Genomic DNA, 26,248 nt, shown 5'->3' on the forward strand with positions numbered 1-26,248 from the left:
AAAGCATTAAGCAACGGGTGGATTTATCCGCCCGCTTTCGCAGGGTAATCTGCTAGTATGGTGGCATTCGCTATCATCCATACTCATTGATTGTCGCCATGTCAGAATCCTACAGCCTCACGAATAACGTCCCGGTCAATCAGCAGATCTATCGTTTCCTGCGTAAGGATATCGTCGATTGCACTATCCCGCCGGGCACGCTGCTTTCCGAGAAAGAGATCTCCACCCGTTTCAGCGTCTCACGCCAGCCGGTGCGCGAAGCCTTTATCAAATTGGCGGAAGCGGGTCTGGTGCAGATCTTGCCGCAGCGCGGCACTTTCGTGATGAAAATTTCTGCCAAACGGGTAGCCGATGGGCGCTTTATCCGTCAGGCGGTGGAATGTGCCATCGTGCGGCGCGCTGCCACCAGCATCACCCCCGAGCAACTGATGACGCTGGAACATAACCTGCATCGCCAGGAACTGGCGGCACAGAATAATCAGATCCGTGAGTTTTTGGCGCTGGACGATGAATTCCACTATTTGCTGACACAAATCGCCAACTGCGCCCTGGCTTGGGAAACCATCGAAACGATTAAAGCGACGATGGATCGGGTGCGCTTCCTCAGCCTGAGTGAAGTGTCACCGCCAGAGAACCTGATCCACCAGCATTACCGTATTTTTGAGGCGCTCAAAGCCCAGGATCCGGACGCGGCGGAGCTGGCCATTCACGAGCATTTGCAGGAGATGATCTATTCGATCACCCCGATTGCCCTGCAAAACACCGACTGGTTTGAAGCCGAATAAAGCCCAATGCCATTCCCTTTTCCACCAGGAAAGGGGAAGCGCCCCACCCGCGCTAGCTCGCAAATTGTGCCTTCTAAATAGCATTTCTTCTCAATCGCATCTATTGTCTCTTCGCACCATCAGGTTTTGATTAGTATCTTTTGCCTAGCTTCAATCACCGCTTTTGACTACGCCGGTGGCCAAATACCCAGACTTACCGGTGTATGAGGAAGCTTTAACGGGAGTGAATCATGACGGATATTGCACAATTGTTAGGTAAGGAAGCGGAAGATCTTTTGCAACATCGCTGTACCACCATCCCTGCCGAAAATCTGTATCTGCCCGGTGGCGACTTTGTCGATCGGGTGATGATCGATAACAACCGCCCGAACAGCGTACTGCGCTCGATGCAAACCCTGTTGAACCATGGCCGCCTGGCGGGCACCGGTTACCTGTCGATCCTACCGGTCGATCAGGGTATCGAACACTCAGCCGGGGCCTCATTCGCCGCCAACCCACTCTACTTTGATCCGAAAAACATCGTTGAACTGGCGATCGAAGCCGGCTGTAACTGCGTGGCTTCCACTTACGGCGTGCTAGCTGCGGTCTCCCGCCGCTATGCCCATAAGATCCCGTTCCTGGTCAAACTGAACCACAACGAAACCCTGAGCTATCCAACACAATACGACCAAACCCTGTACGCCAGCGTTGAGCAGGCTTTTAATATGGGGGCGGTGGCGGTGGGTGCGACCATTTACTTCGGTTCTGAACAGTCACGCCGCCAGATTGAAGAGATCTCGATTGCCTTTGAGCGTGCTCACGAGCTGGGCATGGTGACGGTGCTATGGGCCTACCTGCGTAACCCGGCGTTCAATAAAGACGGCGTCGATTATCACTCCAGTGCGGACCTCACCGGCCAGGCCAACCACATCGCGGCCACCATCGGTGCGGATATCGTCAAACAGAAGATGGCCGAGAACAACGGCGGCTACCGGGCGGTGAAATTCGGTTACACCGACGATCGCGTCTACAGCAAGCTGACCACCGACCATCCGATCGATCTGGTGCGCTACCAGTTGGCCAACTGCTATATGGGCCGCGCCGGATTGATCAACTCGGGTGGTGCCGCCGGGGAGAACGATCTGCAAGAGTCCGTGCGCACTGCGGTGATCAACAAACGGGCCGGTGGCATGGGCCTGATCCTGGGGCGTAAAGCGTTCAAGAAATCGATGAAAGACGGCATTGCCCTGATTAATGCCGTGCAGGATACCTATCTCGACGAGAGTATCACCATCGCTTAATCGTTATTTATCAAATCATTAGTTTCAAGGCTCAGCTCTGCTGGGCCTTTTTCATGTCCCTCATCCCATCCTTTCGTCATTAATTGTTTTTCTTTCAAATTAACCTTTCACAATAAAATATTTATCTTTCAAAGTGTGATCTATTTAAAACAAAAGCCGAACCAAAGTGGTTACTGTATGACTCATGGCGACAGAGCCGCACTTCGCTCCAGGCCATGGCATCCATCACAGGAGAAAAAAATGATTGAGCTAATAACCCACGGAGCCGAATGGTTTATCGGTCTGTTCCAAAAAGGCGGGGAAGTGTTTGTCGGTATGGTAACCGGCATTTTACCGTTGTTGATCAGCCTGTTAGTTATCATGAACGCCTTGATCAAGTTTGTAGGCCAGGAACGTATTGAACGTTTGGCGCAGCGCTGTGCCGGTAACCCGGTGTCACGCTATCTGTTGCTGCCGCTGATCGGCACCTTTGTGTTCTGTAACCCCATGACCCTCAGCCTCGGGCGCTTTATGCCTGAGAAGTACAAACCGAGTTACTACGCCGCAGCCTCCTACAGCTGCCACTCGATGAACGGCCTGTTCCCACATATCAACCCCGGCGAACTGTTTGTCTACCTCGGTATCGCCAGCGGATTGACCACGCTTGGCTTGCCGCTGGGGCCTTTGGCGGTGAGCTATTTCCTGGTGGGGTTGTTCACCAACTTCTTCCGGGGCTGGATCACCGATCTCACCACCAGCGTGTTTGAACGCAAGATGGGCATCCAACTGGATCGTCAGGTTCAACTTTAATTTGTGGAGTGCAGCATGAGTGCTTATATCCGTATCGAGAAAGGTGCCAGCGGCTGGGGCGGCCCACTGCAATTACCCATCGAGCCTGGCAAAAAGATCGTCTATATCACCGCCGGTACCCGCCCGGCGATCGTCGACAAACTCAGCGAGCTGACCGGCTGGCCTGCGGTTGACGGCTTCAAGGAAGGTGAGCCGCCAGCGGAAGAGATCGGCCTGGCAATTATCGACTGTGGCGGTACCTTACGTTGTGGCATCTACCCTAAACGCCGCATCCCCACCATCAATATCCACGCGACCGGCAAGTCCGGCCCGCTGGCACAGTTTATTCTGGAAGATATCTACGTTTCTGGCGTGCGGGAAAACAACATCAGTCTGGTCGAGGTTGCCGAGAGTTCTGCCGCCCCGGAACACCAGGCTCAGCCGAAAGCCCGCGACTACGACACCAGCAAGAAAATTACCGAGCAAAGCGATGGTTTGCTGGCCAAGGTTGGCATGGGCATGGGCTCGGTGGTAGCCGTGTTCTTCCAGGCCGGGCGTGACACCATCGACACCGTGCTGAAAACCATTCTGCCGTTTATGGCCTTCGTCTCGGCGCTGATCGGCATCATCATGGCCTCTGGTCTCGGTGACTTTATCGCCCATGGCCTGACACCGCTGGCCAGCAGCCCAATTGGCTTGGTGACATTGGCGTTGATCTGCTCCTTCCCGCTGCTTTCACCATTCCTTGGCCCTGGTGCCGTTATCGCGCAGGTTATCGGCGTGTTGGTGGGCGTACAGATTGGCCTTGGTCACATCCCCCCTCAGTTGGCACTCCCGGCCCTGTTCGCCATTAATGCTCAGGCCGCCTGCGACTTTATCCCGGTAGGCCTGTCCCTGGCAGAAGCCAAACAGGATACGGTGCGGGTCGGTGTCCCTTCGGTGTTGGTCGGGCGTTTCCTTACTGGCGCACCAACGGTGCTGATTGCCTGGGCCGCCTCGGCCTTTATTTACCAATAAATTGCACGTAGGAAAACCATGAACACTATTTTCCAGACCACCATCACCCAAATTGGCGGCTGCGCCCGTGACGCCCTGTTGGACAACATGCTGATCACTTTCCGCGAAGGCGCCCCGGCAGATATTGAAGAGTATTGCTTCATCCACCAGCACGGCGATACCGCCGGGGAATTACAAACCGGTGGCGTGATGGAGCTTGGCGATCGGTGCTACCCGATCACCGCCGTCGGTGAAGTTGCCACCCAGAATCTGCGTGAGCTGGGCCATATCACAGTGCGTTTTGACGGCGAAACGCAGGCCGAATTTCCTGGCACGATCCACGTCACAGGCAGTACGCCCGCGGATATCCCGTTAGGCAGCACGTTAAAATTTATCGCATAAGGAGTAGATCATGTCTGAAGTAGCTGTAGTGATTGGCGGTGGTCAAACGCTGGGAGCTTTCCTGTGCCATGGCCTGGCTGAAGCGGGCTATCGCGTTGCGGTGGCCGATCTGAATGCCGACAACGCCAATCTGGTGGCACAGCAAATCAATCAGGAATTCGGTACCGATCGCGCCATCGGTTTCCAGGCCGATGCTACCGATGAAGCTAGCGTTATCGCGCTGGCGGGAGCGGTCGACCGGGCCTTCGGTCAGACAAACCTGTTGGTATACAGCGCCGGGATTGCCAAAGCAGCCCCCATCACCGATTTCCCACTAGGGGATTTTGACCGCTCCTTACAGGTGAATCTGGTGGGCTATTTCCTGTGCGCCCGCGAGTTCTCCCGCCTGATGATCCGCGATGGTATCGCCGGGCGCATCATTCAAATCAACTCCAAATCCGGCAAGGTCGGCAGCAAGCACAACTCCGGCTACAGCGCCGCCAAGTTCGGTGGCGTTGGGCTGACACAGTCGTTGGCACTCGATCTGGCAGATTACGGCATTACCGTACACTCGTTGATGCTCGGTAACCTGTTGAAGTCACCGATGTTCCAATCGCTACTGCCGCAATATGCGCAGAAGCTGGGCATCCAGCCGGAGGAGGTCGAGAAGTATTACACCGATAAGGTGCCGCTGAAACGCGGCTGTGACTATCAGGACGTGCTGAATACGCTGCTGTTTTATGCCAGCGATAAAGCCTCTTACTGCACTGGCCAGTCGATCAATATTACTGGCGGCCAGGTGATGTTCTGACATTTATGGGCTGAGAAATTTGACTGCCCCTCACCCCCGCCCTCTCCCAATTTATAGACCGGGATCTACACAAACACCGGTTGTGGGGAGAGGGAGCTAGCCCGAGTCACGATTAGGCGCAGGCGTTAATGGGTAGCACGGTCCCTCTAATGCATAAGCCGGACTCCACAAAAATACCGGCTTGAGGAGAAGGGGATAGCCCGAGTCACTGTTAGGCGTAGGCGTTAATGGGTAGCACGGTCGATCCCCTCTCCCTGTGGGAGAGGGTTAGGGTGAGGGGAAATTCACTAGACTCTCCCCCTTCATTTCACACAGGAGAACAACAACATGACCAGCGCATTAATCACCTTCGCCGTTATCGCCTGGCTGATGCAGATCGCCCTCGGTTGGTGGCAAATCCAACGCTTTAACCGCGCTTTCGAGCGTTTATGTCAACAAGGCACGGTAGGCGTTGGCCGCTCCGGCGGACGGTTCAAGCCCCGCGTGGTATTGGCACTGGCATTTGACGCACAACAACGAGTGTGCGGCAGCATGCTGATGCGCGGCCTGACCATTTTTGCCCAGCCTAAACAACTCAAGCAGTTACATGGCCTGCACCAACAACAACTCTGCCCAGATGTGATCTTCCCTGAGGATCGGGCATGCCAAACTGCACTATCATTAGCGATTGCACCGAAATCATGATATTTTCACATTAAAAGACATTACCTTTCATAGTGAACTATCTCACCGGGAGGAATGGTCAACTCTTGTGAACAGGGAATCGCAATGAAACCAAAGCAGCGGCAAGCCGCTATCCTCGAATACTTGCAGCGGCACGGTAAAACGGCAGTGGATGCCTTGGCAGAGCATTTTTCCACTACCGGCACCACTATCCGCAAAGACCTCACCCTGCTGGAAGAAGAAGGCGAGGTGATCCGCACCTACGGCGGCGTCGTCCTTAGCCGCGACGATGGCGACCAACCTATCGATCGTAAAACCCATATCAACACCGAAAAGAAACGGCAGATCGCCTATGCTGCCATCAAACTGATCGACGATGGGGATTCGTTGATCTTTGACGCGGGCAGCACGGTGTTGCAGATGGTACCGCATCTGGCGCAGTTCAATAACATCACCGTGATGACCAACAGCCTGACCATCGTCAACGCGCTGGTAGAACTGGATAACGATCAAACCATCCTGATGCCCGGCGGCACCTACCGTAAAAAATCGGCCTCCTTCCACGGCAGCCTGGCTGAGTCGGCGTTTCAGCAGTTCAGCTTCGATAAGCTGTTTATCGGTGCCGACGGTGTCGATCTCAATGCGGGTGTCACCACCTTTAATGAGGTGCATAATGTCAGCAAGGCGATGTGTGAAGCCGCCAGCCGCATTGTGTTGCTGGTCGATTCCTCGAAGTTTGGTCGCAAAAGCCCCAACGTGGTGTGCGATCTGAGCGTCGTGGATACCCTGATCACCGATAACGGCATCAACCCGGATTACCTGGCTGCGCTGCGCGCCAAAGGTATCAATATCATTCTGGTAGGAGACCCCATTAATGAGTAACGCCACTGCCCTGCTCAATTTTGCCCGTGAAACGCTGGAAATTGAGCTGACCGAAGCGCAACGCCTGCTGACGCGCCTGGATGACAACTTTGTCCGCGCCTGCGAACTGCTGCTTAACTGCCGTGGCAAGGCGGTGATTTCCGGTATCGGTAAATCCGGTCATATCGGCAAGAAAATTGCCGCTTCTCTGGCAAGTACCGGCACCCCCTCATTTTTCGTTCATCCGGCAGAGGCCTTACATGGCGACCTGGGGATGATCGGTGCCGATGACGTGGTGATCTTCATCTCCTATTCCGGCCGCGCCAAAGAGTTGGATCTGATCCTGCCGCTGTTGGCGGAAAGCAAGATCCCCGTCATTGCCATGACCGGCGGCAAAGAGTCGCCACTGGCGCTAGGAGCTGCCTGTACTCTGGACATTAGTGTTGAACGCGAAGCCTGCCCAATGGGCTTGGCACCGACCTCCAGCGGAGTGACTACGCTGATGATGGGAGATGCGTTGGCGATGGCATTGATGCGCCAGCGCGGTTTTAATGCCGAGGACTTCGCTCGCTCACATCCAGGCGGCAGCCTGGGCGCACGCCTGTTGAATCGCGTACACCATTTGATGCGTACCGGCGATCGCCTGCCGGTGGTGCAGGAAAGCGCCAACGTGATGGAAGCGATGCTGGAACTGAGCCGCACCGGGCTAGGCCTGGTAGCCGTATGCGATGCGCAGCAAAAAGTGGTGGGGGTATTCACCGACGGTGACCTGCGCCGCTGGTTGGTGAAGGGCAATAGCCTCAATGATGGCCTGAGCCCGGCGATCACCCGTCCTGGCTATCGCTTACCTGAACAGTGGCGTGCGGGTGAGGCTTTGGAAGCCTTGCACGAACAACACATCAGCGCCGCACCGGTAGTGGATCTCGATGGCGTGCTGGTAGGCGCTATCAACCTGCATGACCTGCATCAGGCCGGGATCGGCTGATCGACCAAAACGGCAGGGCGTGCCAAATACGCCCTGCATGCATTACTTCCAGTCTGGATTACTCTCAAACTGCTTTTTCAGCAGCGCTTTCATCGCGTCATCCGGCTTGCCCAACCATTGATATTTGGCGTATTTCTTCGGATGATCGATCGCCTGCGGCTTATTAGGCACTTCAACCCGCACGCCCCATGCCTGAGACTTGTCGGCCTTGAAAGCCACAATCATAAAGTTATTGGCGCAGTCATGCGGCTTACAGATATTACCGATCTGGTAGCTTTGGTCTTTCCAGGTGACCGTTTCGGCTGGCGTAGAAGTGCCAACCCCTTTGCGCGCCCAACCTGGCAACTGCGCCTGGCCCTTCACCATATTTTTCCAACTGGTCTGGTAGCCCGGCTGCTGGATCAGATCAGAGGTAGTGACAATCTGTTCGGCAAAACTGCCAGCGCTAAAACCAAGCAGGGCCGCAACCATGGCTCCCTGCAATATCTTTTTTCCAATCATGGCATTCTCCCTCGGTAAATCAAAAGCGTAGTTCCAAGTAGCTCAGACCACAATTAGACGGGAAAGTTGGCTGCCCATCAGACTTGAAAGCGGAGGGGAAGTTTTCTTCCGACATTTCTTCCGACATTTCTTCCGACATTTCTTCCGACATTTCTTCCGACATTGTGGCATGCCATCTGTTCAGGTCACCAATAATCTAGGGCAATACCACCGCTCTTTTTTCTAGCATGAACTCTATAAATGCAGTGTAATCGTTGGCTCACCACCAGGCATGAAAATGGTGCACCGGCCCAATACCCTGCCCCACTTCCAGGCTATCGGCCTGCTGTAAGGCTTGTTGCAGGTAGTTTTTGGCCGCAGCCACGGTATCTGCCCAATTGGGGTGGCGTGGGCGCAGTGCAGCTAACGCCGCAGACAGGGTACAGCCAGTGCCATGCGTATGTCTGGTCGCTATGCGTGGTGCGCTAAAGCGCTGCTCAAAATCAGGAGTGAATAACCAATCTGGACTTTCCCCGTCACTCAAATGGCCGCCTTTCATCAACACGGCCTGACAACCCATCGCCAACAGAGCCTGGCCCTGCTCGCGCATTTGCGATTCGTTTTCCGCCGGGGAACAGGCCAACAAGGCAGCGGCCTCTGGCAAGTTGGGCGTGATAATAGAAACCAGCGGCATTAGCTCACGGCGAATGGATTCAACCGCTTCTGGGGCCAGCAACGGATCGCCGCTCTTCGCTAGCATCACCGTGTCCAGTACTACATAGGGCAGCTTGTAATGGCGCAGACGTTCAGCAACGGCCACCACGATTTCTGCATTGGCCAACATGCCAATTTTCGCACTGTCGATACGCACGTCGCTGAGCACCGAATCCAGTTGCGCCGCAACAAACGCCGGATCGATGTGATACACCGACTGCACGCCATGGGTATTTTGCGCCACCAGCGCGGTGATCACGCTGGTACCGTATGCTCCTAATGCGGAGAAAGCCTTCAGATCGGCCTGAATACCGGCCCCGCCGCTCGGATCGGTACCGGCGATGGTTAAAGCGTTAATCCGTTTCATCGCAGATCCTCCATGCGCAGTTGGTAAAGCGCATCCAGGAAGGCTGGAGTAAAACTACCGGGGCCGGAACATTGCGCCGTTGCCCTTTCACCACACAGCGCCATCACCCGACAAGCGGTGGCAACATTATCCAACCGGTCGCCCGGTAAACTGCAAAATGCCGCCACGACGGCCGATAGCGCGCAGCCCGTCCCCACCACGCGCGTCATCAAGACATCCCCGCCGGTGACGGCCCAGTCTCTCTCACCATCGGTGATGTAATCTGTCTCACCGGTGACCGCCACAATGGCCCCACAGTTACGCGCCAAAACGCGGGCTGCGGGTAGCGCCACCAGCGAATCATCCTGGCTATCCACGCCACGGGCACTGGTTTGCAGGCCGCTCAATGCAATGATTTCCGAAGCGTTACCACGGATCGCCGCAGGCCGCAGGGTAAGCAAACGGCGGGCAAAGGCAGCGCGATACTCCAATCCCCCCACGGCAACCGGATCCAGTAACCAGGGGGTTTCCGCCAAATTGGCAGCCTCGATGGCGGCCAACATGGCTTCGGCCCGCGCGGCGTGTAAAGTACCGATATTGATCAACAGCGCATCGGCCAGGCGGCTGAACTGTGCCGCTTCTTCCGGCTCTACTACCATGGCAGGGGAAGCGCCTAGCGCCAGCAGCACGTTAGCCGTCAGTTCCTGTACCACTTCGTTGGTCAGGCAGTGGATCAATGGAGGTTGGCGTTTAAATTGGTTAAAGCAGGCCGCGGCACGAGCACCGGGTAGCACATCAGGTCGAGTAAACATATAGCTCCCAACCGGCGTTCAAGAAGGCGGGTACCGGCTGAGATACCGAGACTTCCCTACGCTGGCATTATCCAGATCAGGTAATACGGGTATTTCTCAGCCCATCATTGATGGGGCACCCCGAGTCATGAAGATTGATTCTCTATACTTTTTGCCAGCTTAGGGGAAGTTGCTTGCTCTTGCAAGCCCGCCCTTCCGGTTATCGCTTCTTCACGCTGTACCCCACCTTGTACCTCAGTTTGTACCCCATGTCTGTATAACAAAACCCCTTGATTATCTAAATTAGCTAATTTATATTATTTATCTAAACTTGATAAGTGAGATATGCAAATGACAGAAACCCAGATCTACGAGAACATTAAGCAAGCCATTAACAGCGCACCGCGAAATGGTCAAACGGTTGAAATGCACCTCCAGATGATCAAATACGCCGACCACCTGAAAAACGTCACTGCAAAAGAGTTTTGCGAGGGTGTGGGACTTAAAGCCAGTTTTGGTACCGAATTCAGCAAAATGAGGAATCTCACCGAACGGCTTAAAGCCGCTGGGCTTGATACCTCGAAGCTGTGATTAACAAGATCATCGGTATCTACGTTTAGTTAACGAGGTTAGATGGATGAGTGCGCGTGAAGCATATCGGCAGTATCGAGAAGCGGTGACTGCTTGCAAGGGCATTTTTGCCCGAGGTGGTAATGTCACTGGTGATTATGGTGAACATCTCGTAAAGCAACTTTATGGTGGTGAATTATTGCCAAACTCCCATAAAAGCGCCGATGTAAGATTAGGCGATGGCACGCTGTTGCAGGTCAAAACCAGAGTCAATAAAACCCAGTTAGGCGGAATTCGCTCCTGGGATTTCGATTACCTGATCGGTATTCAGCTTAATGACGATGCCGAAGTCATGTTGGCAGTTCGTGTCCCTGTAAATGTTTGTCGCCAAATTGCCGGATATGCCAGCCATGATAACAAATTTGTGATCCATCTTAATGGCGTGCTTCTTAAAACGCCTGGCGTAGAAAACGTCACTGAAGAGTTTCGTCAGTGTAATCCTTAAGTGTTCGTTTTTTTCTTTTCTGGATGCGAGTGGAAATGTACCAAACAGCGCGAAAGAATAAGAAAATGTAGAGCGGGGTAACCATAATCCTCCTGGTTAAAATGGTATTGGGTCGAAAACATTATAGAGTTCAGGGTGGTTAATCTTGAAGTAATCCTCGATCCCTGTTGGTAGTCGTATATTTCGATTATTTCGACTAACCCTTTCGGTAAACTGGGTGAAACTTTCCATTTCAGCCTGATGGTCAATGTTCTGAATCAAGAACTCACAAGCCGCGCTCATTCTATTCATTGGTGGTGTTGGTCTTGGTATAACATCGTCTTTTCTGTTGAACCAATCGGACACATCATCACCTCCCCTTTCCTCTACGGTAGCAGGTTCAGGTGCTGGCATTTGTGCTGGCTGGTCAGATATCACGGTAGAAACGATAATCGGTGCTGCTGGTAGTTGGTCAGGTGGTATAACGTGTGCATCTGTTATTTCAAGAGCGGTATAAATTAAAGTTCCCCCCTTCATATCTGGATGTGGATCTTTTCTTACCAGTCCCATTTTCACCAACTCTTCGATTTTATCGCCTATCGTCCCAGGGTCACTTCTAAATATTTTCCCTAATCGCCCCTGGCTTTCGTAACATTTATTCCCGCTACTCTGGAAACGTTTAAATCGGCAATATAACTCAATGTGAAGAAGTTCGAGCATTTTCCCTTCCGGGTACTCTTTCGAGTAAATGCAGTTTATGTCCTCGAAGTAGTCATAATTTTTGGTGAAAGCCTGAGATATGCGTCCATCTGAATTTGTCGCTTCGTGATCTTTCATAATCTCGGCGATTGACTTACCTGAGTTAGGTACGAGTTTTTTCTTTTTTGGCATTTGTTTTCTCTTTAGTAAGGACGGCGGTTAATAGTTCGTTTACCAATTTTGGGATCGATTTCCCTTCTGCGTTGGCACGGTGTAATAAAAATTGGAAAGTTGCAGAGTCAAAGTTGATCTTCATTGTCTAATCTTTTCTTCTGGGTTAGCTGGTCATCGGGGTGAAGTTTGGCGTTGCTCGCCATTCATCAAAGCGTCGGATCGCTTCCTCGAATATCTCCACTCTGCCGGGCTGTTCGCGCTTACGCGCTCGGACAAGTGAACTGTAGACAAGTGTTCGTGTTGTTCGGCCTGTGATCAAATCTGCGTAGATTTGATCAACGTTGAAGTAACGCATGTTATTTGCTCCTGTTTGGTTTTCTCCAGACGCAAAAAAGCCCCCGCACCAAAAACCTGGTGGAGGCTGCAATTAATGCGTATGGAATGTTGTTAGATGGGGGGGGTAAATGATAACGCTTATCACTATACTTCTCATAGTACACTAAAGGCGCACCTATTGTCAATATATTTTTCAATAACTTTGAAAAAGTCAAGTGCATTACGTGCTTTACACCAAAAATGAATGATTGCTGTCAGCTGGAATTTATGGTAGAATTTGCCACCAGAGAAGACAGCCACAAGAAACTCACAAAACAGCCTGCAACGTTCTGACGCTTTCAGGCTACCTTCGTATTCCCTACCCTCTTAAAATCGCTCTACGGGCTTCCTGTGCGCCCTCTGGCACTTATCTCACACCAACACCAAGAATCTGCACTCAGAAGATTGAACGGCAGTAAGATCGAACGGGTGTAGATGATTGGATATGTTGGCTTGGTGAACTGGAACCTTGCACGGTGAACAGTGAACCTTAGCCTCTGACTTACTGAAACCTTGCACGTAATGAAATGGAGGGTAAGAGTTGAAGTTAGTCAGCTTATCAGGTGGTCAATCAACGGGAGTTGGTTGGTCAGATGATAATTCCGCGCACAGCGCAAAGGTATTCGCCCGTGGCGAAATGATCATGTGCAACCGTTTCACGGTGGCAAAGCCATTGCATCATACAGAGGGTGTAACTTGCGTAGCGTCGAGAGCGGAACGAGGCCAGCCCACGAAGCCCGAAAGGTAGCGAAGTAAGGCTGCTTGCCAGGAGTGACAGCGACACGCGCAGCAAAAGAGAAAATGAAGAAGATCATTCTTGCGCGGCGTAGCCTGACCTAAGTCAGCGTAAAAGATAATGATCTAATAACTGATCTTATTATTAGTATTATAGTTAATCTTATTGTCGGGTATAGTGCCTGAACCCCTCCGGTTCTTTACCTGACCCTCCGCAGGTATAATACCTGACCCCCTCCGGTAAAGTGCCTGAGCCTACCATTCAGAGAGTGACCAAACGTCACTTCACCCAACGGCAGATCGTCAACCTGCTCACTGCGTACCGTTCCACCAACTGAGCAACTTTAGCGCCCTTCCGGTGTGCCTGGATAATCTCATCTCTTACACTGTGCGAATGTTGCAGCGGCTTCCTGTTACGTCTGCCGGATATGTCATGCAGCAGTACCCCATGCAGCAACGCCCAAGTTAATTCCTATCAAACAGGCATGTAACCCGGTGGTAATTGGCAGGTAAAGAAGCGCCATTGATACGGGGTAAAGTTGCCATACCCACCGAGATCGTAACAATTAAAACTATCACCTACCGTGCATAAAACCTTGCTCCGTGCGGAATTCACAGAAATAATAGTAAAATCATTATGATACTTGTGTTAAGCAAACGGCCTTGATTCGAATTTAAAATTACCCGGCTCGTTTTATCCCAGCTACTACTGAGCATCATCAGTGTCAAATGTCTTCGCAAATGGGCACTTGCCCTTTGTTATGTAGGTGAACAGGTAAATGCTGTTCTGGTATGTGCAGAGCGTCTTTCCACTCTCCGTCATTTCCTGCTGGGGATCGGTCATTGTGATCTGCCCTGCTGCCGCCAACGGTGAAAACAGTAGTCCCGATATCACCAATATTGCTTTCTTCATAAGCCTCACTCCAGTTGCTTGTTATCGTCGAATAGCTTAGCGCTCATTGTTTACACAATAGCATTGTGCCATTCAAATCGATCGATTTTACTGATTCATAAGATCGATTTTATTAATTAAGGTGGTAAGATAAAGTAATGCGATAACAGCGCCTTGTCAGTAAATCCAACAAGAAAAGGAAGACCATGAAAAAATTGATTCTCGCGGCGCTGCTCGTCCTCCCCTTCGCCTCAAGTGCAACCACATTCACCTGTAAGGCGATCCAGGAAGGGCAGATCGATTCTGGTAGCCAAAAATCCTCAGTCGAGACTCACCTTGATGTTCAGGACAAAAGCATGAAAGTGAGCATGGGTGGTAAAACCTGGCGGCTGGGTTTCATTGGAGAGAAAAGTATTGCGAAGATGTACGCCACTCCAGACGGTGGAATAGCGGTTACTTACATCGACAACGGCAGTGATCCAATTTTCGTTATGCGCCCAACTAACAACGATGGTGAAACGGCACTCTACACGCTGAGCCTGTGCTCTGAGATCTAAACAAAGGCGTGAGCAATCACGCCCAATAAGTTGACTGTCCATTCCGAATTTCCAGCCTCCCCATATTCTCGTTCTAAGCCTCTATTCCTAAACCGTTGCTATCCAGTCTCAAAACCATCTCCTTATAAGACCACACCGACGCAACGACAGAATGCGGCTTCGCTTTGTCTCAAAAGGTTGATCTTTAATTTTGGGACGGCCATAATTTTGATACTACCTTTTGAGACTTAGAGAACATCATGACTACTGTAATCGGATATGTGCGAGTTTCCACAAGCGACCAAAACGTTGAAAACCAGAAGCAGCAGATAGCCGATGCTGGTTATAGCGTTACTCGCTGGTTCAGTGATGAAGCGGTGAGTGGTGCAGTCAAAGCAAGTGAACGTCCAGGGTTTGGTGAACTACTAAGTTATGTGCGAGAAGGCGATACGCTGATCGTGATTGCTATAGACCGCCTGGGACGTAACACGGTTGATGTTCTTTCCACTGTGGAAATGTTGCAGACGAAAGGCGTGAAAGTTGTCAGCTTGCGTGAAGGGTTCGACCTGTCAACGCCCGTTGGCAAAGCGATGCTTACCATGATGGCAGGACTCGCCAGCCTTGAGAAAGACCTGATAGCAGAACGCAGAACAGCAGGTATTAAGCGTGCTCAGTCTGAAGGTAAGCATTGCGGCAGACCTATTAAAGCAACTATTGAACAGGTGCGAGAGTTGTTAGCGCAGGGTCTACCGCCAGCAGTAGTGCAACACAGGTTAGGTATCAGCAAAGCCACCTTCTACCGACTAAAGACCTTCTGATCTACATCACTGATATTTAAGGATTTTTGTTAATCAGGTAGGTGATAGGAAAAGTTAGAGCTTAGCAGTTCAAGCAACAAGATAACTTATTCTCAGTAGTAGCGACTAAGGATGCTAAATAAGTACAAGTAGTTAACTACTAAAGTTTGTCTCATTTGCGTATACCCAAAAGAGATATCTTCATAGTAATTTCCCTTGCGGATATTTGGGGGGCTTGACGGCACAAAAACGGGTACGTCAAAAATCTACACTAAATACTTTCTCCAACCGCGCCTCTATATAGGCTTCCTTGTTAGTGCTGTTGCGCATCATCGTTGTTCAGGTGTAACTTTAGGTAAACTCCTAAAACACTGAATATCAAATGATGAAACGCCTTGTCAGAAATCCTGGGAAGTTCGAAGCTCTGGAAGTATTTACAGCATTCAGTCGTGAACATGACTACAAGTTAAAATCACCAGAGGACACTGAAACGTTCCTTGAGCAGTTTGGCGAATCGCTTAAGGCTTCACAGGAAAATCAAATACTACTGCACGGTAAACGCATGGAAGCGTGTTTTGGTCAAATTGCCGCAGGGTTGCATGGGTGTCGCCTGATAAAAACTGAAGATACTGGTGACGTAATTTCTGATGATGCCGACATTTTACTTCCCGACTACAGGCTCGTCCTGAAGGATGGTAGACAGATATTCGTTGAGGTGAAAAACAGCAGCCTCCCGAACCCTACATCAACATACCTACTAAGAAAGGACTACGTTGCAAAACTTCAACGTTATAGTGAGCTAAACGGTGTCCCATTGTATTTTGCAATCTATTACCGCTGTCTCAGAATGTGGACATTGCTGCCGGTGAGTTCATTTATTGAACTGAAACAGAAGTATGAAACGACACCGATACATTCACTTGCTAATAACGAAATGGCAATGCTCGGTGACGTGACCGTGGGGACTAAGCCCCCTCTTGTCTTCGAACTGGTAGCTGACAGGACTAAAGACGCCTCTGTTGACGAAGACAATCGAGCGAATTTCATTTGCGGTGACGTGAAGATGTACTGTGGCGAAAAAGAGATTGAAGACCACGAAGAGAAGAATATTGCATTCTACCTGATGCGGTTCGGTCGTTGGGAATGTGGTGAACCTGAGGGAATTATGGACGAGAACGGGAAACTTCACTGTGTGCGCTTCACGTTTAATCCTGACACATTAGAGGATGTCGAACGCAATGGTTTTGCCATGTTTGGTAGCCTCAGCTCAATGATAACTGAAGCATTTAACGAGCATACAGTATATGAGCAAGAAGTGACCGCTATAACTCCGAAAGCTGACCCTGATGTATTCTCTGTTGAGATTCCAAAGGATTACAAAGGTAAGGCTCTGGGTTTGTGGTGTTTCATTATGCAAGCAAATCCTGATTTCAAATTAGGAGCTGGGGAGAAGATGCATTACGAGTACACGGTGGATAAATCATGACATTCACTGACTGGCTAATTCTAAGCTGGCACACCAGCTATATATCTAAAGTCATTGAATCATTACTATCAACAATTTTTTATATGAAAGTGAAGGGCGTGAAGGTTGTCAGCTTGCGAGAAGAATTTGATCTTTCAACTCCAGTGGGTAAGCGATGCTCACTATGATGGCAGGACTTGCAAGCCTGGAAAAGACCTGATCGCAGAGCGTAGAACAGCAGAAATCAAACGTGCTCAATCTGAAGGTAAACATTGCGGCAGACCTATCAAAGCAACTGTTGAACAGGTGCGAGAGTTGCTGGCGCAAGGTTTACCACCAGTTGCGGTCCAGGATTGGTTAGCGATCAGTGAAGCAACCTTCTACAGACTTAAGAAATTCGAACAACTTTCGGATATTTGAGAATTCCGAATGCCGCATTGGAGAGGTCCAAAAATTAACGTTTAACTGCTCAAATAACCACGCTACTAATCAACGGGGGATTAGGACACTCTGAATGAAGCATACACTAAACCCTGAGTATGCTTTCATATCTTCAGAATTTAAATTAATTACTATGCATCTCCTGTTTCCGTGATAACTTCAGCACCTTCCATCCTTTCAAAAAGATAAGAAATCAAACTTAAAACGTTTAAACAATCCAACTCAGAATATTGCTCAGGAACTAATTTATCCAATGGCATATGCGCAGCCGGGTTTCTAAAGGACTCAATAACCCCTTGGGAAAGTGAACGCTGTCCACTTTGAATACTCATTCCTGTTTGAGTCGAAATATCACATAATTTAATGACAGGTTTTTTAGGGGAAAAAACTAAATTAACAAGTTCTGTGCCATCAAATGTCAGGCCAGTGAGTTCACGAATAACCTCACAGTATATTTTCGTTCCTTGATCCGCTGCCATTCCATATTGTTTGTTTGTGTAGAATGTTTTTATTCTATCTTTAATTTTCTCATTTAAATATCGCCAGTGTAACAAAGGATATTCTGGCACTATTGTATGCAGCGCTTCAATAACAGGACTGTACTTCTCAAGCGCGTCTTCTTCACCAAGAAAATCTATAATTTTTGATGCTTGCTGTCTGATATCTTCAGGCATCGTACTCATCCATTGATTAGTATCTATGCCAGTTGTTACTTCAAATTCTTTTTCCTTTTTCTCTTTTCGTTTATTTCTCCATTCATTATTAACCTGGTTAATAATTGTTGAGAGATATTCACGAAGAAGAGTCATTTCCTCATTATCCCAATCAATAGACTGCCGGTTGGTTGAGATGACGTCATCATCAAGATCATCAATAAAATCAACAGATATCCATCCGGTCAAGTATTGAAAGAAATGGCTTGATGTGCTGTTTGAAAAAAACTCGGGGTTATTAACAAGTTTCCCTCTTGAAAACAGTGAAATTCCTCTTAAACCTGAATTTGGTCTTATCGGAGTCCGTGAAGTATACAAGGTACCCTTCAATTTATCTTTATAAGGGCTGTCATCTTTCACCAAAGATTCAACATCCCATTCGAACTGCTGCTCAAAACCACTATACCGACGAGCATTATTTACCGTTACAACATGACCATGTTGGTCTTTAAGATTTATATTAAAGTTTTCATCAACGATAAATATTTTTGACAAACTGTTAGCAATCGCTTCAAGATCAAACGGCGATTGTCGTTTGAGTTTGGATAATTTTATCGTCGTTCCATTTGCAGCATCTGTAGGTTCATCAGATAACTCTACAGTAGGATTATAGACGCCATCAGCATTAAGTAGTGCATTCCAATCAAGTACAAACCTATTTCTTTTTCCATCCTTAACGGTATCAATAGTTATTTCCCTGGCGAGACCAAACAGGGCTAATTTTCCTAAACCTTTTTTGCCTGTAGCATAACGTCCAAATCGTGGGGTTGGCTTATCACCATCATGTCGACGTCTATTTCTGCCTATAACTAAAAATCGCTGTTGAATATCTGTGGCACTCATCCCTGTACCATCATCTTTGATGCTAATAAATTTGTTACTCCCTACTTCCAAAAAATCGAGAGTCACGTTTCCTGAGTCAGCATCATAAGCATTTGAAATCAGTTCAGCAAGCGCTGGTGGAAGCGTAGAATACATTTTCACGCCGAGATGTTCTATCGTATGAGGATCAAACTTCATTTCGTAATCAGACATGTTTTTATTCCCTATTCTGTTTTTCCGACTTATTCAAATGCTCAATAATCTTGGTTGCATGTGCACAGATAAAGGCAGGTGGTAAGGCATTGCCGATCATCAGTGCAGCGAACTCTCTTCCCCTATCCAGCGAGAAGGCATAATTTTTTGGAAAAGTTTGAAGCGCGGCAGCTTCACGCAATGTGATAGATCTATCTTGTTCAGGATGTAAAAAACGGCCCTTTGAAGGATTGGTACACCCACCGGTAATGGTTGGAGAAACTTTATCCCATGACATTCGTCCATAAACATCTTTATATCCATCTGGATTTTTCAAATGGCAAGGTAGCCAAAACTGTTTCGGTAAATCTGCTCTCGAACCACCATTTTTAGGAATGTTTCTTATCATGGCTTTAATTTTATCGGTTCTGTTCGGAATAAAGTCATGAAGATTGTCATTACCTTCACCAGGAACATGAAAATCTGCGATTGCATCTTTTACAGTCTTTGGAGAGGCTACTTTTAAAGGCTCGTCGATATCACCAAACTTAGATGCGATAAGGATCATTCTTTTTCTGCGTTGAGGAACGCCATAACAAGCGGTATCTTTCACTTGCAATGTTTTTTCACCGATGACATACCCACGATCACGTAGCTCGGCAATGACCTTAGTAATCCTCTCATCTTTAGCCAGTGCAGGAACGTTCTCGATCATGACTGTTTTAGGTTCAAACGCCCTCACAAACCTCATTAAATCAAAAATAAGGTCATTTCTAATATCTTCAACTGAAGTACATTTGTTTCGAGTGCGATGAGATGAGAAACCTTGGCATGGAGGGCAACCCGCTAATAAATCCAACTCCCCTGGTTGAAGCTGCAACTCCTCCATAATTTTTAGAGGGTTTAACGTGCGAATATCAGCTTCATAGAGAATATGATCGGCATGGTTAATTTTGTAAGTTTTTGCTGCAACCGCTTCAAGCTCGACACCAGCGATAACTTTAAAGCCAGCATCTTTTAAACCACATGTCAACCCACCAGCACCGCAGAATAGGTCAATTGCTGTGAAATTCATTGATTAGATCCATATTTTCGTTCCTTTCTGCAATTTTGACATAGTATCAATCACATGAAAAGTAAAGAAAAAACTCTAATTGGTATCAATAGGTTAAGAACCATCATACATTTATCACTAACCCTTTGATCCAGTGGAGATAAGCTCCATCCAGAAGAGCTGACTCACAACCCGTTTCCCTGCAATCTTACTGGGTAAAGTATATTTATCACACAGTAAATGCTGTTGCACTATCAGGAACTACAGTTCGTTAACTCGTCCAACTCAAACCGTCTATCACGTAGCAAATCGTAGATAGCGGAAATATATGTAGATAGCGCTTAGTTATTCCCCCACTCTTCTCATGACCGACAGTCTGCTGAAGATGAAGAATGTTAGTAACCCAGCCAGCCATTGCAGCAGAACAGACCGAGTGACGGATCGAATGCAGTAACCGCCGTTGTCCATAATCGTCCAGATAAGGTATACCCAATTGATCTCGAACATCAGCAAACACTTTACCGATCTTCGTTATGTTCGTACCTGCCACTTCTGAAAAAATCCGCTCTTTCCACTGGCGATCAACGTAATCCATGAAACCCCATTCGATTAACTTAGGGTGGATAGCAACCTGCCTTGTAGCGTTCTCAGTTTTCCCCTGCCCTCCTTCGGCAATCAGGAAATAGTAACGCTGGCTATCTTCGTCGAATTTGATTTGTGACTTTTCCAGTTTGGCAATCTCGCCTCTTCTGGCTCCGGTATATGCCAGCAGCAATGTGATCCATTTTTGCCAGTTGTCAGGCTGCTTAAGCGCCCACCCTACAAATTTTTTCATCTCCGCTGTGCTGTATGCACCAAATCTCGCTTTCGATGGTGCAGCCACTACGCCATCAGTTGGCGACTTAGATAAAATGTCTTTGCTTTCCGTGAGGAAGGTTTTGAAGAGTGATTTATACAGCTTGAGATGCTTATGGATGGCCTCAACGCCTACCAGTTGATCCGGTGGAACATCATCGCACTCAATCAGTTGCTGAATCGACATTGAGCGGTAAGGCTGAACAACACGCTTAGGAAGGATTTCAACGATTTCCATCACCTGTTTAATGTCCTGTTTGCTAATCGCCGCTACATCAGTTTCCCCTCCCAAGACCGTTAACAGCACTTCCATATAGCGCTCATTTGCCATTGAGATCGATTTTGTCCAGTTGCGTCCCTTTTCGTCTTTGTACATCGTCCACGCATCCGAGAGAGTTAGCACTTTTTCCGGTTCGGCTGGCGGTTGAGATTCCACGATTTCAACAAGAGGAGCTATCTGCTGGTAGGCCAAAAATGGATTTTTCGCAGACTTGCGTTCCGACGCAATCAGATTAGACAAAAATGATTCGAACACGAGGAGCGGCGTAGCTAATGATTGAACAAAAGGAATGTGTGGCGTAACGCCAATCATCAAAGCAGATGCTTCACGATAGCTGTCAGTGAGGAGAGATTTCTTATAAATCTTGCCATTTGAAAGCCGGATTTGCAGGTAGTAGTTGCCGTTTCGCTGAAACGTGTATGGAAGAGTTTTGTACCCCATGAATACACCCTTTTTGTACCTCAAGTGCATTACGCACCGACAAAAAGAGAGTCAATCTCATGATAAGTAGGCCGAATTTCGGCCCCCTACGCTGGTATAATCCAGATCAGGTAATACGGGTAATTTCTCAGCCCCAAAGGGCACCCCGAGTCGACGTTTGTCATTATTGGGGTTGCAGCCAGGAAGGTCAATCACGCTATAGCATCAACAAATAAAAAGAAACGCAACGCACCACAGGTATTGTATAGTTCGCGTTTTACGCGGGATCCATGCTCATTAACTCATCCATTCGCCTTAACAAATACATTAGCGACAGCGGCATTTGCTCTCGTCGTGCTGCTGACCGCCACATCAGACTGGGCAACGTTTTCATCAACGGCAGCTTGGCCTCCGTGGGCGCTCAGGTATTTGCCGGGGATGTGGTGAAAGTTAACGGCCAGCCGATCGAACCGCGCGATGCGGACGATCTGGTGCTTATCGCGCTGAATAAGCCTGTTGGTATCATCACCAGCATGGGAAAGCACGTGCGGGATAACATCGGTGATTACGTTAATCACAGCACACGCATCTTTCCCATCGGGCGGCTGGATAAGGACTCCCAGGGGCTGATTTTCCTGACCAACAACGGCGAACTGTTCAATAAGATCCTCCGTGCCGGTAATAATCATCAAAAAGAGTACCTGGTCACCGTCAACAAACCGGTGACCGATGAGTTTATTCAGGGTATGGGCGCAGGCGTCCCCATATTGGATACGGTGACTCATCCATGCCTGGTGGAGCAAGAAGCCCCGCAGGTGTTTCGCATCACGCTGGTGCAGGGGCTTAATCGCCAAATCCGCCGCATGTGCAAATACTTTGGTTATCATGTCACCAAGCTTGAGCGCCAACGGATTATGAACATCACTCTGCAAGGGTTGCCGCTGGGCGAATGGCGGGATTTTACCGAGGATGAACGGAGCGAACTATTTAAGCTGCTTGAAAACTCCTCGTCCGAGGATGTTTCCTCTCCGCTTCAATAAGGAGCCCTGAGATAAAATGCGCTTTGTTACCCCTAAACAGGGGTGTACGGACAGCGATCCGCCCTCGTAGAAGGTAACAACTTGTTGCTGCAATTTTCTGAAAATTCACACCTTGCCACTTTGCTGCTCATTCCTTGCCGAATTGCTATCAACCTCTCAAAACAACCTTTACTTATCAGTTGATATTGTCTTCGTTCGGCACTATCTTCTCGCATCCGTGTACATGAAGCGGCTCGCTGGATGTGGTCAAATCCTCCTACCTCTCCGTCTAACCAAACGGATTAATGACTCTGGTCTTGTCAGAGTTACCACATAGCCTTTTGTAGATTTCGGTAAACATGAACTCAACGGTTAAAGATACCCTGGCAGCCCGTGACGTCACCCTAACCCCGTGGACAGGCTTTTACTTCCTGCAATCGCTGCTGATCAACTTCGCGCTCGGCTATCCCTTCAGCCTGCTTTATGCCGTGGCGTTCAGCTGTATTTTACTGCTGCTGTGGCGAACCAGCCCGCGCCTGCAAAAGGGTGTGATTATGCTGTGTAGCATCATCGCCGCCATGTATTTCCCGTTCTCTCAAGCTTATGGTTCACCCAATTTCAATACCCTGCTGGCGTTGCACTCGACTACGCTGGAAGAATCCAGCGAGATAATGACCATCTTCCCGTGGTACAGCTATCTGGTGTCGCTGTTTATTCTGGCACTTGGCATTATCGCGTTGCGCCGTAAGCCCACCCCAAAAGGTGCCTGGAACACTCTCCACAGCCTGTGTCTCACCATCAGCGTGGTGTGTTTTTTTGTCACGCCGGTGCAGAATCTGGTTTATGGCGGCGTGTTTAAAGTTGGCGATGCCGGCTATCCCGTTTTCCGCTTCGTTAAAGATGTGATCGTCAATAATCAGGAAGTCATTGATGAGCAAGCCCGTATGCAGGCGTACTCGCAAATGAAAGACTCCTGGAGCGTGCTGGCAGTGAAACCGAAATACCATATCTACGTAGTGGTCATTGGTGAAAGCGCGCGGCGAGATGCCATGGGCGCGTTTGGTGGGCACTGGGACAACACTCCCTTTGCCAGCCAGGTAAATGGCGATCTATTGCTGGATTATATTGCTGCCAGCGGCTCAACACAGAAGTCACTCGGCATAACCTTAACCCGGGTCGTCAACGGCAAACCGCAGTATCAGGATAACTTCGTCACGCTGGCCAATCGGGCCGGTTTTCAAACCTGGTGGTTCTCTAACCAGGGCCAAATTGGTGAATATGACACCGCCATCGCCAGCATTGCCAAACGAGCCGATGAAGTCCAGTTCCTGAAAAGCGGTGATTTTGAAGCGGATAAAAATACCCATGATGAAACGCTGCTCAAGATGACCGCCCAGGTTTTTGCCGCTCCGCGTACCACGGCCCCGCAGCTGATTGTCTTGCACCTGATGGGTTCACACCCACAGGCCTGCGATCGGACGCAGGGCAAATACGTGGACTTTGTGCAATCCAAAGAGACCTCTTGCTATCTCTACACCATGACGCAAACTGACAGCCTGCTCAAACAGCTCTATCAGCAGTTGCGCGACACCGGGGAAAGTTTCTCGATGGTCTATTTCTCCGATCACGGGCTGGCGTTTAAAGAGCGAGGTACCCAGGTGCAATATCTGGCGCACGATGACCAGTTTCAACAAAATTTCCAGGTCCCCTTTATGGTGCTTTCCAGCGATGACACCAAGCACCGCCTGATAAAAGCGCGCCGTTCAGCCAATGATTTCCTGACTTTTTTCGCCTCGTGGACCGGGATAAAAACCAAGGAGCTGACGCCGAAATATCAGTTCTTATCGGAGCAGAAAGCCAGCCCCGTGTATATCACCAACTTTAAACTCAAACAGGTGGACTACACTCATTTACCCTCGGATATCTTTGAAACCAAAACGCGCTGAGGTGTAACCAGGTAGCCTTTGCATCACAGGCCACTTTGTTTGTAGTATGAGGCAGTTAAATTGAAAAAAGAGCCTATTGAACGATGAAGAAACTCATTTTCCTGCCTCTGATATTCCTGACCTTGGCGCTGACGGGATGCACCAGTGACTACATTATCACCACCAAATCTGGCGATATTTTGCAGGCTCACGGCGAGCCGGATACTGACCGCGATAGCGGCATGACCAGCTATACCGGCATGAACGGTGACTATCATCTGATCAATACCAATGATATTTCAGGCATAGTCAAAAAATAACCGTTTCTGCACCAGGGTAAATGTTAAGGATCGTAGCAACACCAAACGTTAAAAGTCCGCATTCGCACTCATCAAGTGGCTGTTCTACTATAAATAGAGAGCCCACCTGATAAGCGAATTTAGATGGCAACTGCAATCACTCCAACTATGCATAAAGCTTTGCCATGGATTGCAGCTATTGCTTATTTTATGCAAGCGCTAGATACCTCCATTCTCAATACCGCGCTTCCCAAAATGGCAGCAGACCTCCATGAATCACCGTTGAATATGGAGTCTGCGGTGATTTGCTATGCTCTCAGCCTGGCCCTGTTCATTCCTGCCAGCGGGTTTCTCTCCGATAAGTTCGGTACCAGAAACGTGTTTATATTTGCCCTGACGTTCTTTTCCATCGGCTCCTTGTGCAGTGCGAGCTCACCATCGTTGTTTTGGCTGGACGTGTCCCGAGTCATTCAAGGGGTCGGGGGGGCCATGATGGTACCGGTCTCCAGGCTGACGCTGATCAAGTCGTTTGACAGAAAAGATTTTCTCAAGGCCTTGAACACATCGACGCTGTTAGGGTTGGCAGGTCCCTTTCTTGGCCCCGTGCTGGGTGGGTTCCTGGTTGAAAAATTCACTTGGCACTGGATCTTCCTGATCAACGTCCCCATAGGTATTCTGGGGATCTTCTTCAGCCTGAAATTCATGCCGAATATCCGCGGTAAATCAACAGACCTGGATGTGAAGGGACTGGTTCTGGTTTCCCTGGCTTTTATTATTACCACCTTGAGCCTCGAAATGATGAGCGATGGGGATGGCCTGCACTATCCGATATTATTGTTTATCCCGGGGGGGCTCCTGCTGTATGTCTACGTCACTCACGCCAGAAAAAACCTTAACGTTTTTCATAAAAGCTCTATCTTTCCCCTTGAGCTATTCCAGGTAAAAACCTTTAGCATCGGCCTGGCAGGCAACTTTGCCTCACGTCTAGGCGCTCAGGCCATACCTTTCCTGCTTCCGTTGATGCTACAACTGGCATTAGGGTTTTCAGCCATTCACTCTGGCTTGATGCTCATACCTCTGGCCCTGGCAGCCATGATCATGAAGGAACTGGTCACCCCAATCCTCCGTCATTATGGATATCGCAAGGTGCTGATACTGAGTACGTTCTTTGTCGGCATAGCCATAATGGCCCTAGGCCTGTTTGACCAGAACACGCCAATATATTTACTGGCGATCAACCTGTTCCTGATCGGCTTCGTCAACTCGCTGCGCTTTACCGCCATGAGTAGCATTACCCTTGCCGACCTGTACGATGAGAAGGCCAGTAGCGGCAACAGTTTAATGTCCGTTAGCCAGCAACTCGCCACAACGTTCGGCGTTGCATTCAGCGCGGTGCTCTTGAGGATATTTCAAAAACCTGATCAATTCATTCAGTTGGATCTGGTTGATTCATTCAGAGTGACTTTCGTTATTCTGGGAGTATTAACCCTGGTCTCTGGATTGATTTTCTTCCGGCTGTCGGCACAAGACGGAGCAAATCTGACCGCCAGGCATGAAAAGTAAATTACGCTACGCTTTGTAAAGAGCCGTTTGTCCGGGCCGTGCCAAAAATTCCGCGCCCACCGGAGATGTATCTTTAC

General features: G+C 49.2%; 27 protein-coding genes, 1 pseudogene and 2 riboswitches. Of the genes and pseudogenes, 19 read left to right on the plus strand and 9 right to left on the minus strand.

Features of this window, described 5'->3' with window-relative positions:
• The first annotated feature begins 98 nt into the window (after nucleotides 1–98).
• The 9 genes from ACRDCA_RS27300 (at nucleotide 99) to gutQ (ending at nucleotide 7,530) form a co-directional block, all read left to right on the plus strand.
• A complete protein-coding gene (locus tag ACRDCA_RS27300; protein ID WP_438692302.1) occupies nucleotides 99–785 on the plus strand; it encodes a GntR family transcriptional regulator in 687 nt (228 codons plus the stop codon).
• A gap of 230 nt (nucleotides 786–1,015) precedes the next feature.
• Nucleotides 1,016–2,065: a class I fructose-bisphosphate aldolase gene (gene fbaB / locus ACRDCA_RS27305; protein ID WP_438692303.1), complete on the plus strand. Its 1,050-nt coding sequence runs from the start codon at nucleotides 1,016–1,018 to the stop codon at nucleotides 2,063–2,065.
• Between the two features lie 240 nt (nucleotides 2,066–2,305).
• Nucleotides 2,306–2,854, plus strand: a complete 549-nt coding sequence (srlA, locus tag ACRDCA_RS27310; RefSeq protein ID WP_025121953.1) for a PTS glucitol/sorbitol transporter subunit IIC — start codon at nucleotides 2,306–2,308, stop codon at nucleotides 2,852–2,854.
• A 15-nt stretch (nucleotides 2,855–2,869) separates the two neighbouring features.
• Nucleotides 2,870–3,850: a PTS glucitol/sorbitol transporter subunit IIB gene (gene srlE, locus ACRDCA_RS27315; RefSeq protein ID WP_438692304.1), complete on the plus strand. Its 981-nt coding sequence runs from the start codon at nucleotides 2,870–2,872 to the stop codon at nucleotides 3,848–3,850.
• An 18-nt stretch (nucleotides 3,851–3,868) separates the two neighbouring features.
• Complete coding sequence (gene srlB, locus ACRDCA_RS27320; protein ID WP_438692305.1) at nucleotides 3,869–4,231, plus strand: PTS glucitol/sorbitol transporter subunit IIA; 363 nt, start codon at nucleotides 3,869–3,871, stop codon at nucleotides 4,229–4,231.
• Between the two features lie 10 nt (nucleotides 4,232–4,241).
• Nucleotides 4,242–5,021: a sorbitol-6-phosphate dehydrogenase gene (gene srlD / locus ACRDCA_RS27325; protein ID WP_438692306.1), complete on the plus strand. Its 780-nt coding sequence runs from the start codon at nucleotides 4,242–4,244 to the stop codon at nucleotides 5,019–5,021.
• A gap of 327 nt (nucleotides 5,022–5,348) precedes the next feature.
• Nucleotides 5,349–5,705, plus strand: coding sequence for a transcriptional regulator GutM (gutM, locus tag ACRDCA_RS27330; protein WP_438692307.1), 357 nt, complete (start codon nucleotides 5,349–5,351; stop codon nucleotides 5,703–5,705).
• An 84-nt stretch (nucleotides 5,706–5,789) separates the two neighbouring features.
• A complete protein-coding gene (srlR, locus tag ACRDCA_RS27335) occupies nucleotides 5,790–6,566 on the plus strand; it encodes a glucitol operon DNA-binding transcriptional repressor SrlR (protein ID WP_438692308.1) in 777 nt (258 codons plus the stop codon).
• A complete protein-coding gene (gutQ, locus tag ACRDCA_RS27340; RefSeq protein WP_438692309.1) occupies nucleotides 6,559–7,530 on the plus strand; it encodes an arabinose-5-phosphate isomerase GutQ in 972 nt (323 codons plus the stop codon). Before srlR ends, gutQ begins: the two co-directional genes overlap by 8 nt.
• Nucleotides 7,531–7,572: 42 nt before the next feature.
• Here the strand turns inward: gutQ and ACRDCA_RS27345 are convergent, their stop codons facing one another.
• The 3 genes from ACRDCA_RS27345 to thiM form a co-directional block, all read right to left on the minus strand.
• A complete protein-coding gene (locus ACRDCA_RS27345) occupies nucleotides 7,573–8,031 on the minus strand; it encodes an inhibitor of vertebrate lysozyme family protein (protein WP_438692310.1) in 459 nt (152 codons plus the stop codon).
• Nucleotides 8,032–8,290: 259 nt separating this feature from the next.
• The gene (gene thiD / locus ACRDCA_RS27350) at nucleotides 8,291–9,091 is read right to left on the minus strand and encodes a bifunctional hydroxymethylpyrimidine kinase/phosphomethylpyrimidine kinase (protein WP_438692311.1); all 801 of its coding nucleotides are present in this window, start codon (nucleotides 9,089–9,091) and stop codon (nucleotides 8,291–8,293) included.
• A complete protein-coding gene (gene thiM, locus ACRDCA_RS27355) occupies nucleotides 9,088–9,882 on the minus strand; it encodes a hydroxyethylthiazole kinase (RefSeq protein ID WP_438692312.1) in 795 nt (264 codons plus the stop codon). Before thiM ends, thiD begins: the two co-directional genes overlap by 4 nt.
• Nucleotides 9,883–9,918: 36 nt before the next feature.
• A riboswitch (TPP riboswitch) is annotated at nucleotides 9,919–10,015 on the minus strand.
• 197 nt (nucleotides 10,016–10,212) lie between these two features.
• On the opposite strand from thiM, the gene ACRDCA_RS27360 reads away from it, so the two are divergent.
• Both ACRDCA_RS27360 and ACRDCA_RS27365 read left to right on the plus strand, forming a co-directional pair.
• Nucleotides 10,213–10,452: an HTH-like domain-containing protein gene (locus tag ACRDCA_RS27360; protein WP_001318412.1), complete on the plus strand. Its 240-nt coding sequence runs from the start codon at nucleotides 10,213–10,215 to the stop codon at nucleotides 10,450–10,452.
• Nucleotides 10,453–10,498: 46 nt separating this feature from the next.
• Entirely contained in the window at nucleotides 10,499–10,936 is a 438-nt protein-coding gene (locus ACRDCA_RS27365) for a DUF6998 domain-containing protein (RefSeq protein WP_438692313.1), read from the plus strand.
• 96 nt (nucleotides 10,937–11,032) lie between these two features.
• Here the strand turns inward: ACRDCA_RS27365 and ACRDCA_RS27370 are convergent, their stop codons facing one another.
• The 3 genes from ACRDCA_RS27370 to ACRDCA_RS27380 all read right to left on the minus strand — a co-directional run bounded on the left by ACRDCA_RS27370 (nucleotide 11,033) and on the right by ACRDCA_RS27380 (nucleotide 13,811).
• Nucleotides 11,033–11,806: a hypothetical protein gene (locus ACRDCA_RS27370; protein WP_438692314.1), complete on the minus strand. Its 774-nt coding sequence runs from the start codon at nucleotides 11,804–11,806 to the stop codon at nucleotides 11,033–11,035.
• Between the two features lie 145 nt (nucleotides 11,807–11,951).
• Entirely contained in the window at nucleotides 11,952–12,143 is a 192-nt protein-coding gene (locus ACRDCA_RS27375; protein WP_438692315.1) for a hypothetical protein, read from the minus strand.
• 1,461 nt (nucleotides 12,144–13,604) lie between these two features.
• Nucleotides 13,605–13,811 (minus strand): hypothetical protein, encoded by a 207-nt coding sequence (locus ACRDCA_RS27380; protein ID WP_042718840.1) that lies wholly within the window; start codon nucleotides 13,809–13,811, stop codon nucleotides 13,605–13,607.
• Nucleotides 13,812–13,996: 185 nt separating this feature from the next.
• Here ACRDCA_RS27380 and ACRDCA_RS27385 point away from each other — a divergent pair, with 185 nt between their 5' ends.
• The 4 genes and pseudogenes from ACRDCA_RS27385 to ACRDCA_RS27400 all read left to right on the plus strand — a co-directional run.
• The gene (locus tag ACRDCA_RS27385) at nucleotides 13,997–14,347 is read left to right on the plus strand and encodes a hypothetical protein (RefSeq protein WP_042718839.1); all 351 of its coding nucleotides are present in this window, start codon (nucleotides 13,997–13,999) and stop codon (nucleotides 14,345–14,347) included.
• 239 nt (nucleotides 14,348–14,586) lie between these two features.
• Nucleotides 14,587–15,144, plus strand: coding sequence for a recombinase family protein (locus ACRDCA_RS27390; protein ID WP_438692316.1), 558 nt, complete (start codon nucleotides 14,587–14,589; stop codon nucleotides 15,142–15,144).
• A gap of 361 nt (nucleotides 15,145–15,505) precedes the next feature.
• Nucleotides 15,506–16,609 carry a hypothetical protein gene (locus ACRDCA_RS27395; RefSeq protein WP_438692317.1) on the plus strand — a complete coding sequence of 368 codons (1,104 nt, stop codon included), beginning with the start codon at nucleotides 15,506–15,508 and terminating at the stop codon, nucleotides 16,607–16,609.
• 89 nt (nucleotides 16,610–16,698) lie between these two features.
• A pseudogene (locus ACRDCA_RS27400) lies at nucleotides 16,699–17,008 on the plus strand (recombinase family protein); the annotation flags it as partial.
• 152 nt (nucleotides 17,009–17,160) lie between these two features.
• On the opposite strand, the gene ACRDCA_RS27405 reads toward ACRDCA_RS27400, so the two are convergent.
• The 3 genes from ACRDCA_RS27405 to ACRDCA_RS27415 all read right to left on the minus strand — a co-directional run bounded on the left by ACRDCA_RS27405 (nucleotide 17,161) and on the right by ACRDCA_RS27415 (nucleotide 21,386).
• Entirely contained in the window at nucleotides 17,161–18,777 is a 1,617-nt protein-coding gene (locus ACRDCA_RS27405; protein ID WP_438692318.1) for a TIGR02391 family protein, read from the minus strand.
• Between the two features lie 4 nt (nucleotides 18,778–18,781).
• On the minus strand, nucleotides 18,782–19,831 hold the full coding sequence (locus ACRDCA_RS27410; protein ID WP_271132466.1) for a DNA cytosine methyltransferase: 1,050 nt from the start codon (nucleotides 19,829–19,831) through the stop codon (nucleotides 18,782–18,784).
• A 250-nt stretch (nucleotides 19,832–20,081) separates the two neighbouring features.
• Nucleotides 20,082–21,386 carry a tyrosine-type recombinase/integrase gene (locus ACRDCA_RS27415; RefSeq protein ID WP_438692319.1) on the minus strand — a complete coding sequence of 435 codons (1,305 nt, stop codon included), beginning with the start codon at nucleotides 21,384–21,386 and terminating at the stop codon, nucleotides 20,082–20,084.
• A 67-nt stretch (nucleotides 21,387–21,453) separates the two neighbouring features.
• Nucleotides 21,454–21,544, minus strand: a riboswitch (TPP riboswitch).
• A 111-nt stretch (nucleotides 21,545–21,655) separates the two neighbouring features.
• Here ACRDCA_RS27415 and rluF point away from each other — a divergent pair.
• The 4 genes from rluF (at nucleotide 21,656) to ACRDCA_RS27435 (ending at nucleotide 26,171) form a co-directional block, all read left to right on the plus strand.
• Nucleotides 21,656–22,405: a 23S rRNA pseudouridine(2604) synthase RluF gene (gene rluF, locus ACRDCA_RS27420; protein ID WP_438692320.1), complete on the plus strand. Its 750-nt coding sequence runs from the start codon at nucleotides 21,656–21,658 to the stop codon at nucleotides 22,403–22,405.
• 338 nt (nucleotides 22,406–22,743) lie between these two features.
• Nucleotides 22,744–24,330 (plus strand): phosphoethanolamine transferase, encoded by a 1,587-nt coding sequence (locus tag ACRDCA_RS27425; RefSeq protein ID WP_438692321.1) that lies wholly within the window; start codon nucleotides 22,744–22,746, stop codon nucleotides 24,328–24,330.
• A gap of 83 nt (nucleotides 24,331–24,413) precedes the next feature.
• Nucleotides 24,414–24,629 carry a YgdI/YgdR family lipoprotein gene (locus tag ACRDCA_RS27430; RefSeq protein WP_438692322.1) on the plus strand — a complete coding sequence of 72 codons (216 nt, stop codon included), beginning with the start codon at nucleotides 24,414–24,416 and terminating at the stop codon, nucleotides 24,627–24,629.
• 123 nt (nucleotides 24,630–24,752) lie between these two features.
• Complete coding sequence (locus ACRDCA_RS27435) at nucleotides 24,753–26,171, plus strand: MFS transporter (protein WP_438692323.1); 1,419 nt, start codon at nucleotides 24,753–24,755, stop codon at nucleotides 26,169–26,171.
• The last annotated feature ends 77 nt before the right edge of the window (nucleotides 26,172–26,248 follow it).

The sequence above is a fragment of the Serratia sp. (in: enterobacteria) genome (genome assembly GCF_051654945.1).
GTDB lineage: Bacteria > Pseudomonadota > Gammaproteobacteria > Enterobacterales > Enterobacteriaceae > Chania.

Excerpts from the sequence above, each read along its gene's own strand:
- ACRDCA_RS27435 (WP_438692323.1), top strand. The coding sequence starts at position 24,753 with ATGGCAACTGCAATCACTCCAACTATGCATAAAGCTTTGCCATGGATT.
- ACRDCA_RS27385 (WP_042718839.1), top strand. The coding sequence starts at position 13,997 with ATGAAAAAATTGATTCTCGCGGCGCTGCTCGTCCTCCCCTTCGCCTCA.
- ACRDCA_RS27405 (WP_438692318.1), bottom strand. The coding sequence starts at position 18,777 with ATGTCTGATTACGAAATGAAGTTTGATCCTCATACGATAGAACATCTC.
- ACRDCA_RS27375 (WP_438692315.1), bottom strand. The coding sequence starts at position 12,143 with ATGCGTTACTTCAACGTTGATCAAATCTACGCAGATTTGATCACAGGC.
- ACRDCA_RS27300 (WP_438692302.1), top strand. The coding sequence starts at position 99 with ATGTCAGAATCCTACAGCCTCACGAATAACGTCCCGGTCAATCAGCAG.
- gutM (WP_438692307.1), top strand. The coding sequence starts at position 5,349 with ATGACCAGCGCATTAATCACCTTCGCCGTTATCGCCTGGCTGATGCAG.
- srlB (WP_438692305.1), top strand. The coding sequence starts at position 3,869 with ATGAACACTATTTTCCAGACCACCATCACCCAAATTGGCGGCTGCGCC.
- ACRDCA_RS27390 (WP_438692316.1), top strand. The coding sequence starts at position 14,587 with ATGACTACTGTAATCGGATATGTGCGAGTTTCCACAAGCGACCAAAAC.
- ACRDCA_RS27360 (WP_001318412.1), top strand. The coding sequence starts at position 10,213 with ATGACAGAAACCCAGATCTACGAGAACATTAAGCAAGCCATTAACAGC.
- ACRDCA_RS27370 (WP_438692314.1), bottom strand. The coding sequence starts at position 11,806 with ATGCCAAAAAAGAAAAAACTCGTACCTAACTCAGGTAAGTCAATCGCC.
- fbaB (WP_438692303.1), top strand. The coding sequence starts at position 1,016 with ATGACGGATATTGCACAATTGTTAGGTAAGGAAGCGGAAGATCTTTTG.
- ACRDCA_RS27380 (WP_042718840.1), bottom strand. The coding sequence starts at position 13,811 with ATGAAGAAAGCAATATTGGTGATATCGGGACTACTGTTTTCACCGTTG.
- thiD (WP_438692311.1), bottom strand. The coding sequence starts at position 9,091 with ATGAAACGGATTAACGCTTTAACCATCGCCGGTACCGATCCGAGCGGC.
- ACRDCA_RS27395 (WP_438692317.1), top strand. The coding sequence starts at position 15,506 with ATGATGAAACGCCTTGTCAGAAATCCTGGGAAGTTCGAAGCTCTGGAA.
- srlD (WP_438692306.1), top strand. The coding sequence starts at position 4,242 with ATGTCTGAAGTAGCTGTAGTGATTGGCGGTGGTCAAACGCTGGGAGCT.
- rluF (WP_438692320.1), top strand. The coding sequence starts at position 21,656 with ATGCTCATTAACTCATCCATTCGCCTTAACAAATACATTAGCGACAGC.
- gutQ (WP_438692309.1), top strand. The coding sequence starts at position 6,559 with ATGAGTAACGCCACTGCCCTGCTCAATTTTGCCCGTGAAACGCTGGAA.
- srlR (WP_438692308.1), top strand. The coding sequence starts at position 5,790 with ATGAAACCAAAGCAGCGGCAAGCCGCTATCCTCGAATACTTGCAGCGG.
- srlE (WP_438692304.1), top strand. The coding sequence starts at position 2,870 with ATGAGTGCTTATATCCGTATCGAGAAAGGTGCCAGCGGCTGGGGCGGC.
- srlA (WP_025121953.1), top strand. The coding sequence starts at position 2,306 with ATGATTGAGCTAATAACCCACGGAGCCGAATGGTTTATCGGTCTGTTC.
- thiM (WP_438692312.1), bottom strand. The coding sequence starts at position 9,882 with ATGTTTACTCGACCTGATGTGCTACCCGGTGCTCGTGCCGCGGCCTGC.
- ACRDCA_RS27365 (WP_438692313.1), top strand. The coding sequence starts at position 10,499 with ATGAGTGCGCGTGAAGCATATCGGCAGTATCGAGAAGCGGTGACTGCT.
- ACRDCA_RS27425 (WP_438692321.1), top strand. The coding sequence starts at position 22,744 with ATGAACTCAACGGTTAAAGATACCCTGGCAGCCCGTGACGTCACCCTA.
- ACRDCA_RS27430 (WP_438692322.1), top strand. The coding sequence starts at position 24,414 with ATGAAGAAACTCATTTTCCTGCCTCTGATATTCCTGACCTTGGCGCTG.
- ACRDCA_RS27415 (WP_438692319.1), bottom strand. The coding sequence starts at position 21,386 with ATGGGGTACAAAACTCTTCCATACACGTTTCAGCGAAACGGCAACTAC.
- ACRDCA_RS27410 (WP_271132466.1), bottom strand. The coding sequence starts at position 19,831 with ATGAATTTCACAGCAATTGACCTATTCTGCGGTGCTGGTGGGTTGACA.
- ACRDCA_RS27345 (WP_438692310.1), bottom strand. The coding sequence starts at position 8,031 with ATGATTGGAAAAAAGATATTGCAGGGAGCCATGGTTGCGGCCCTGCTT.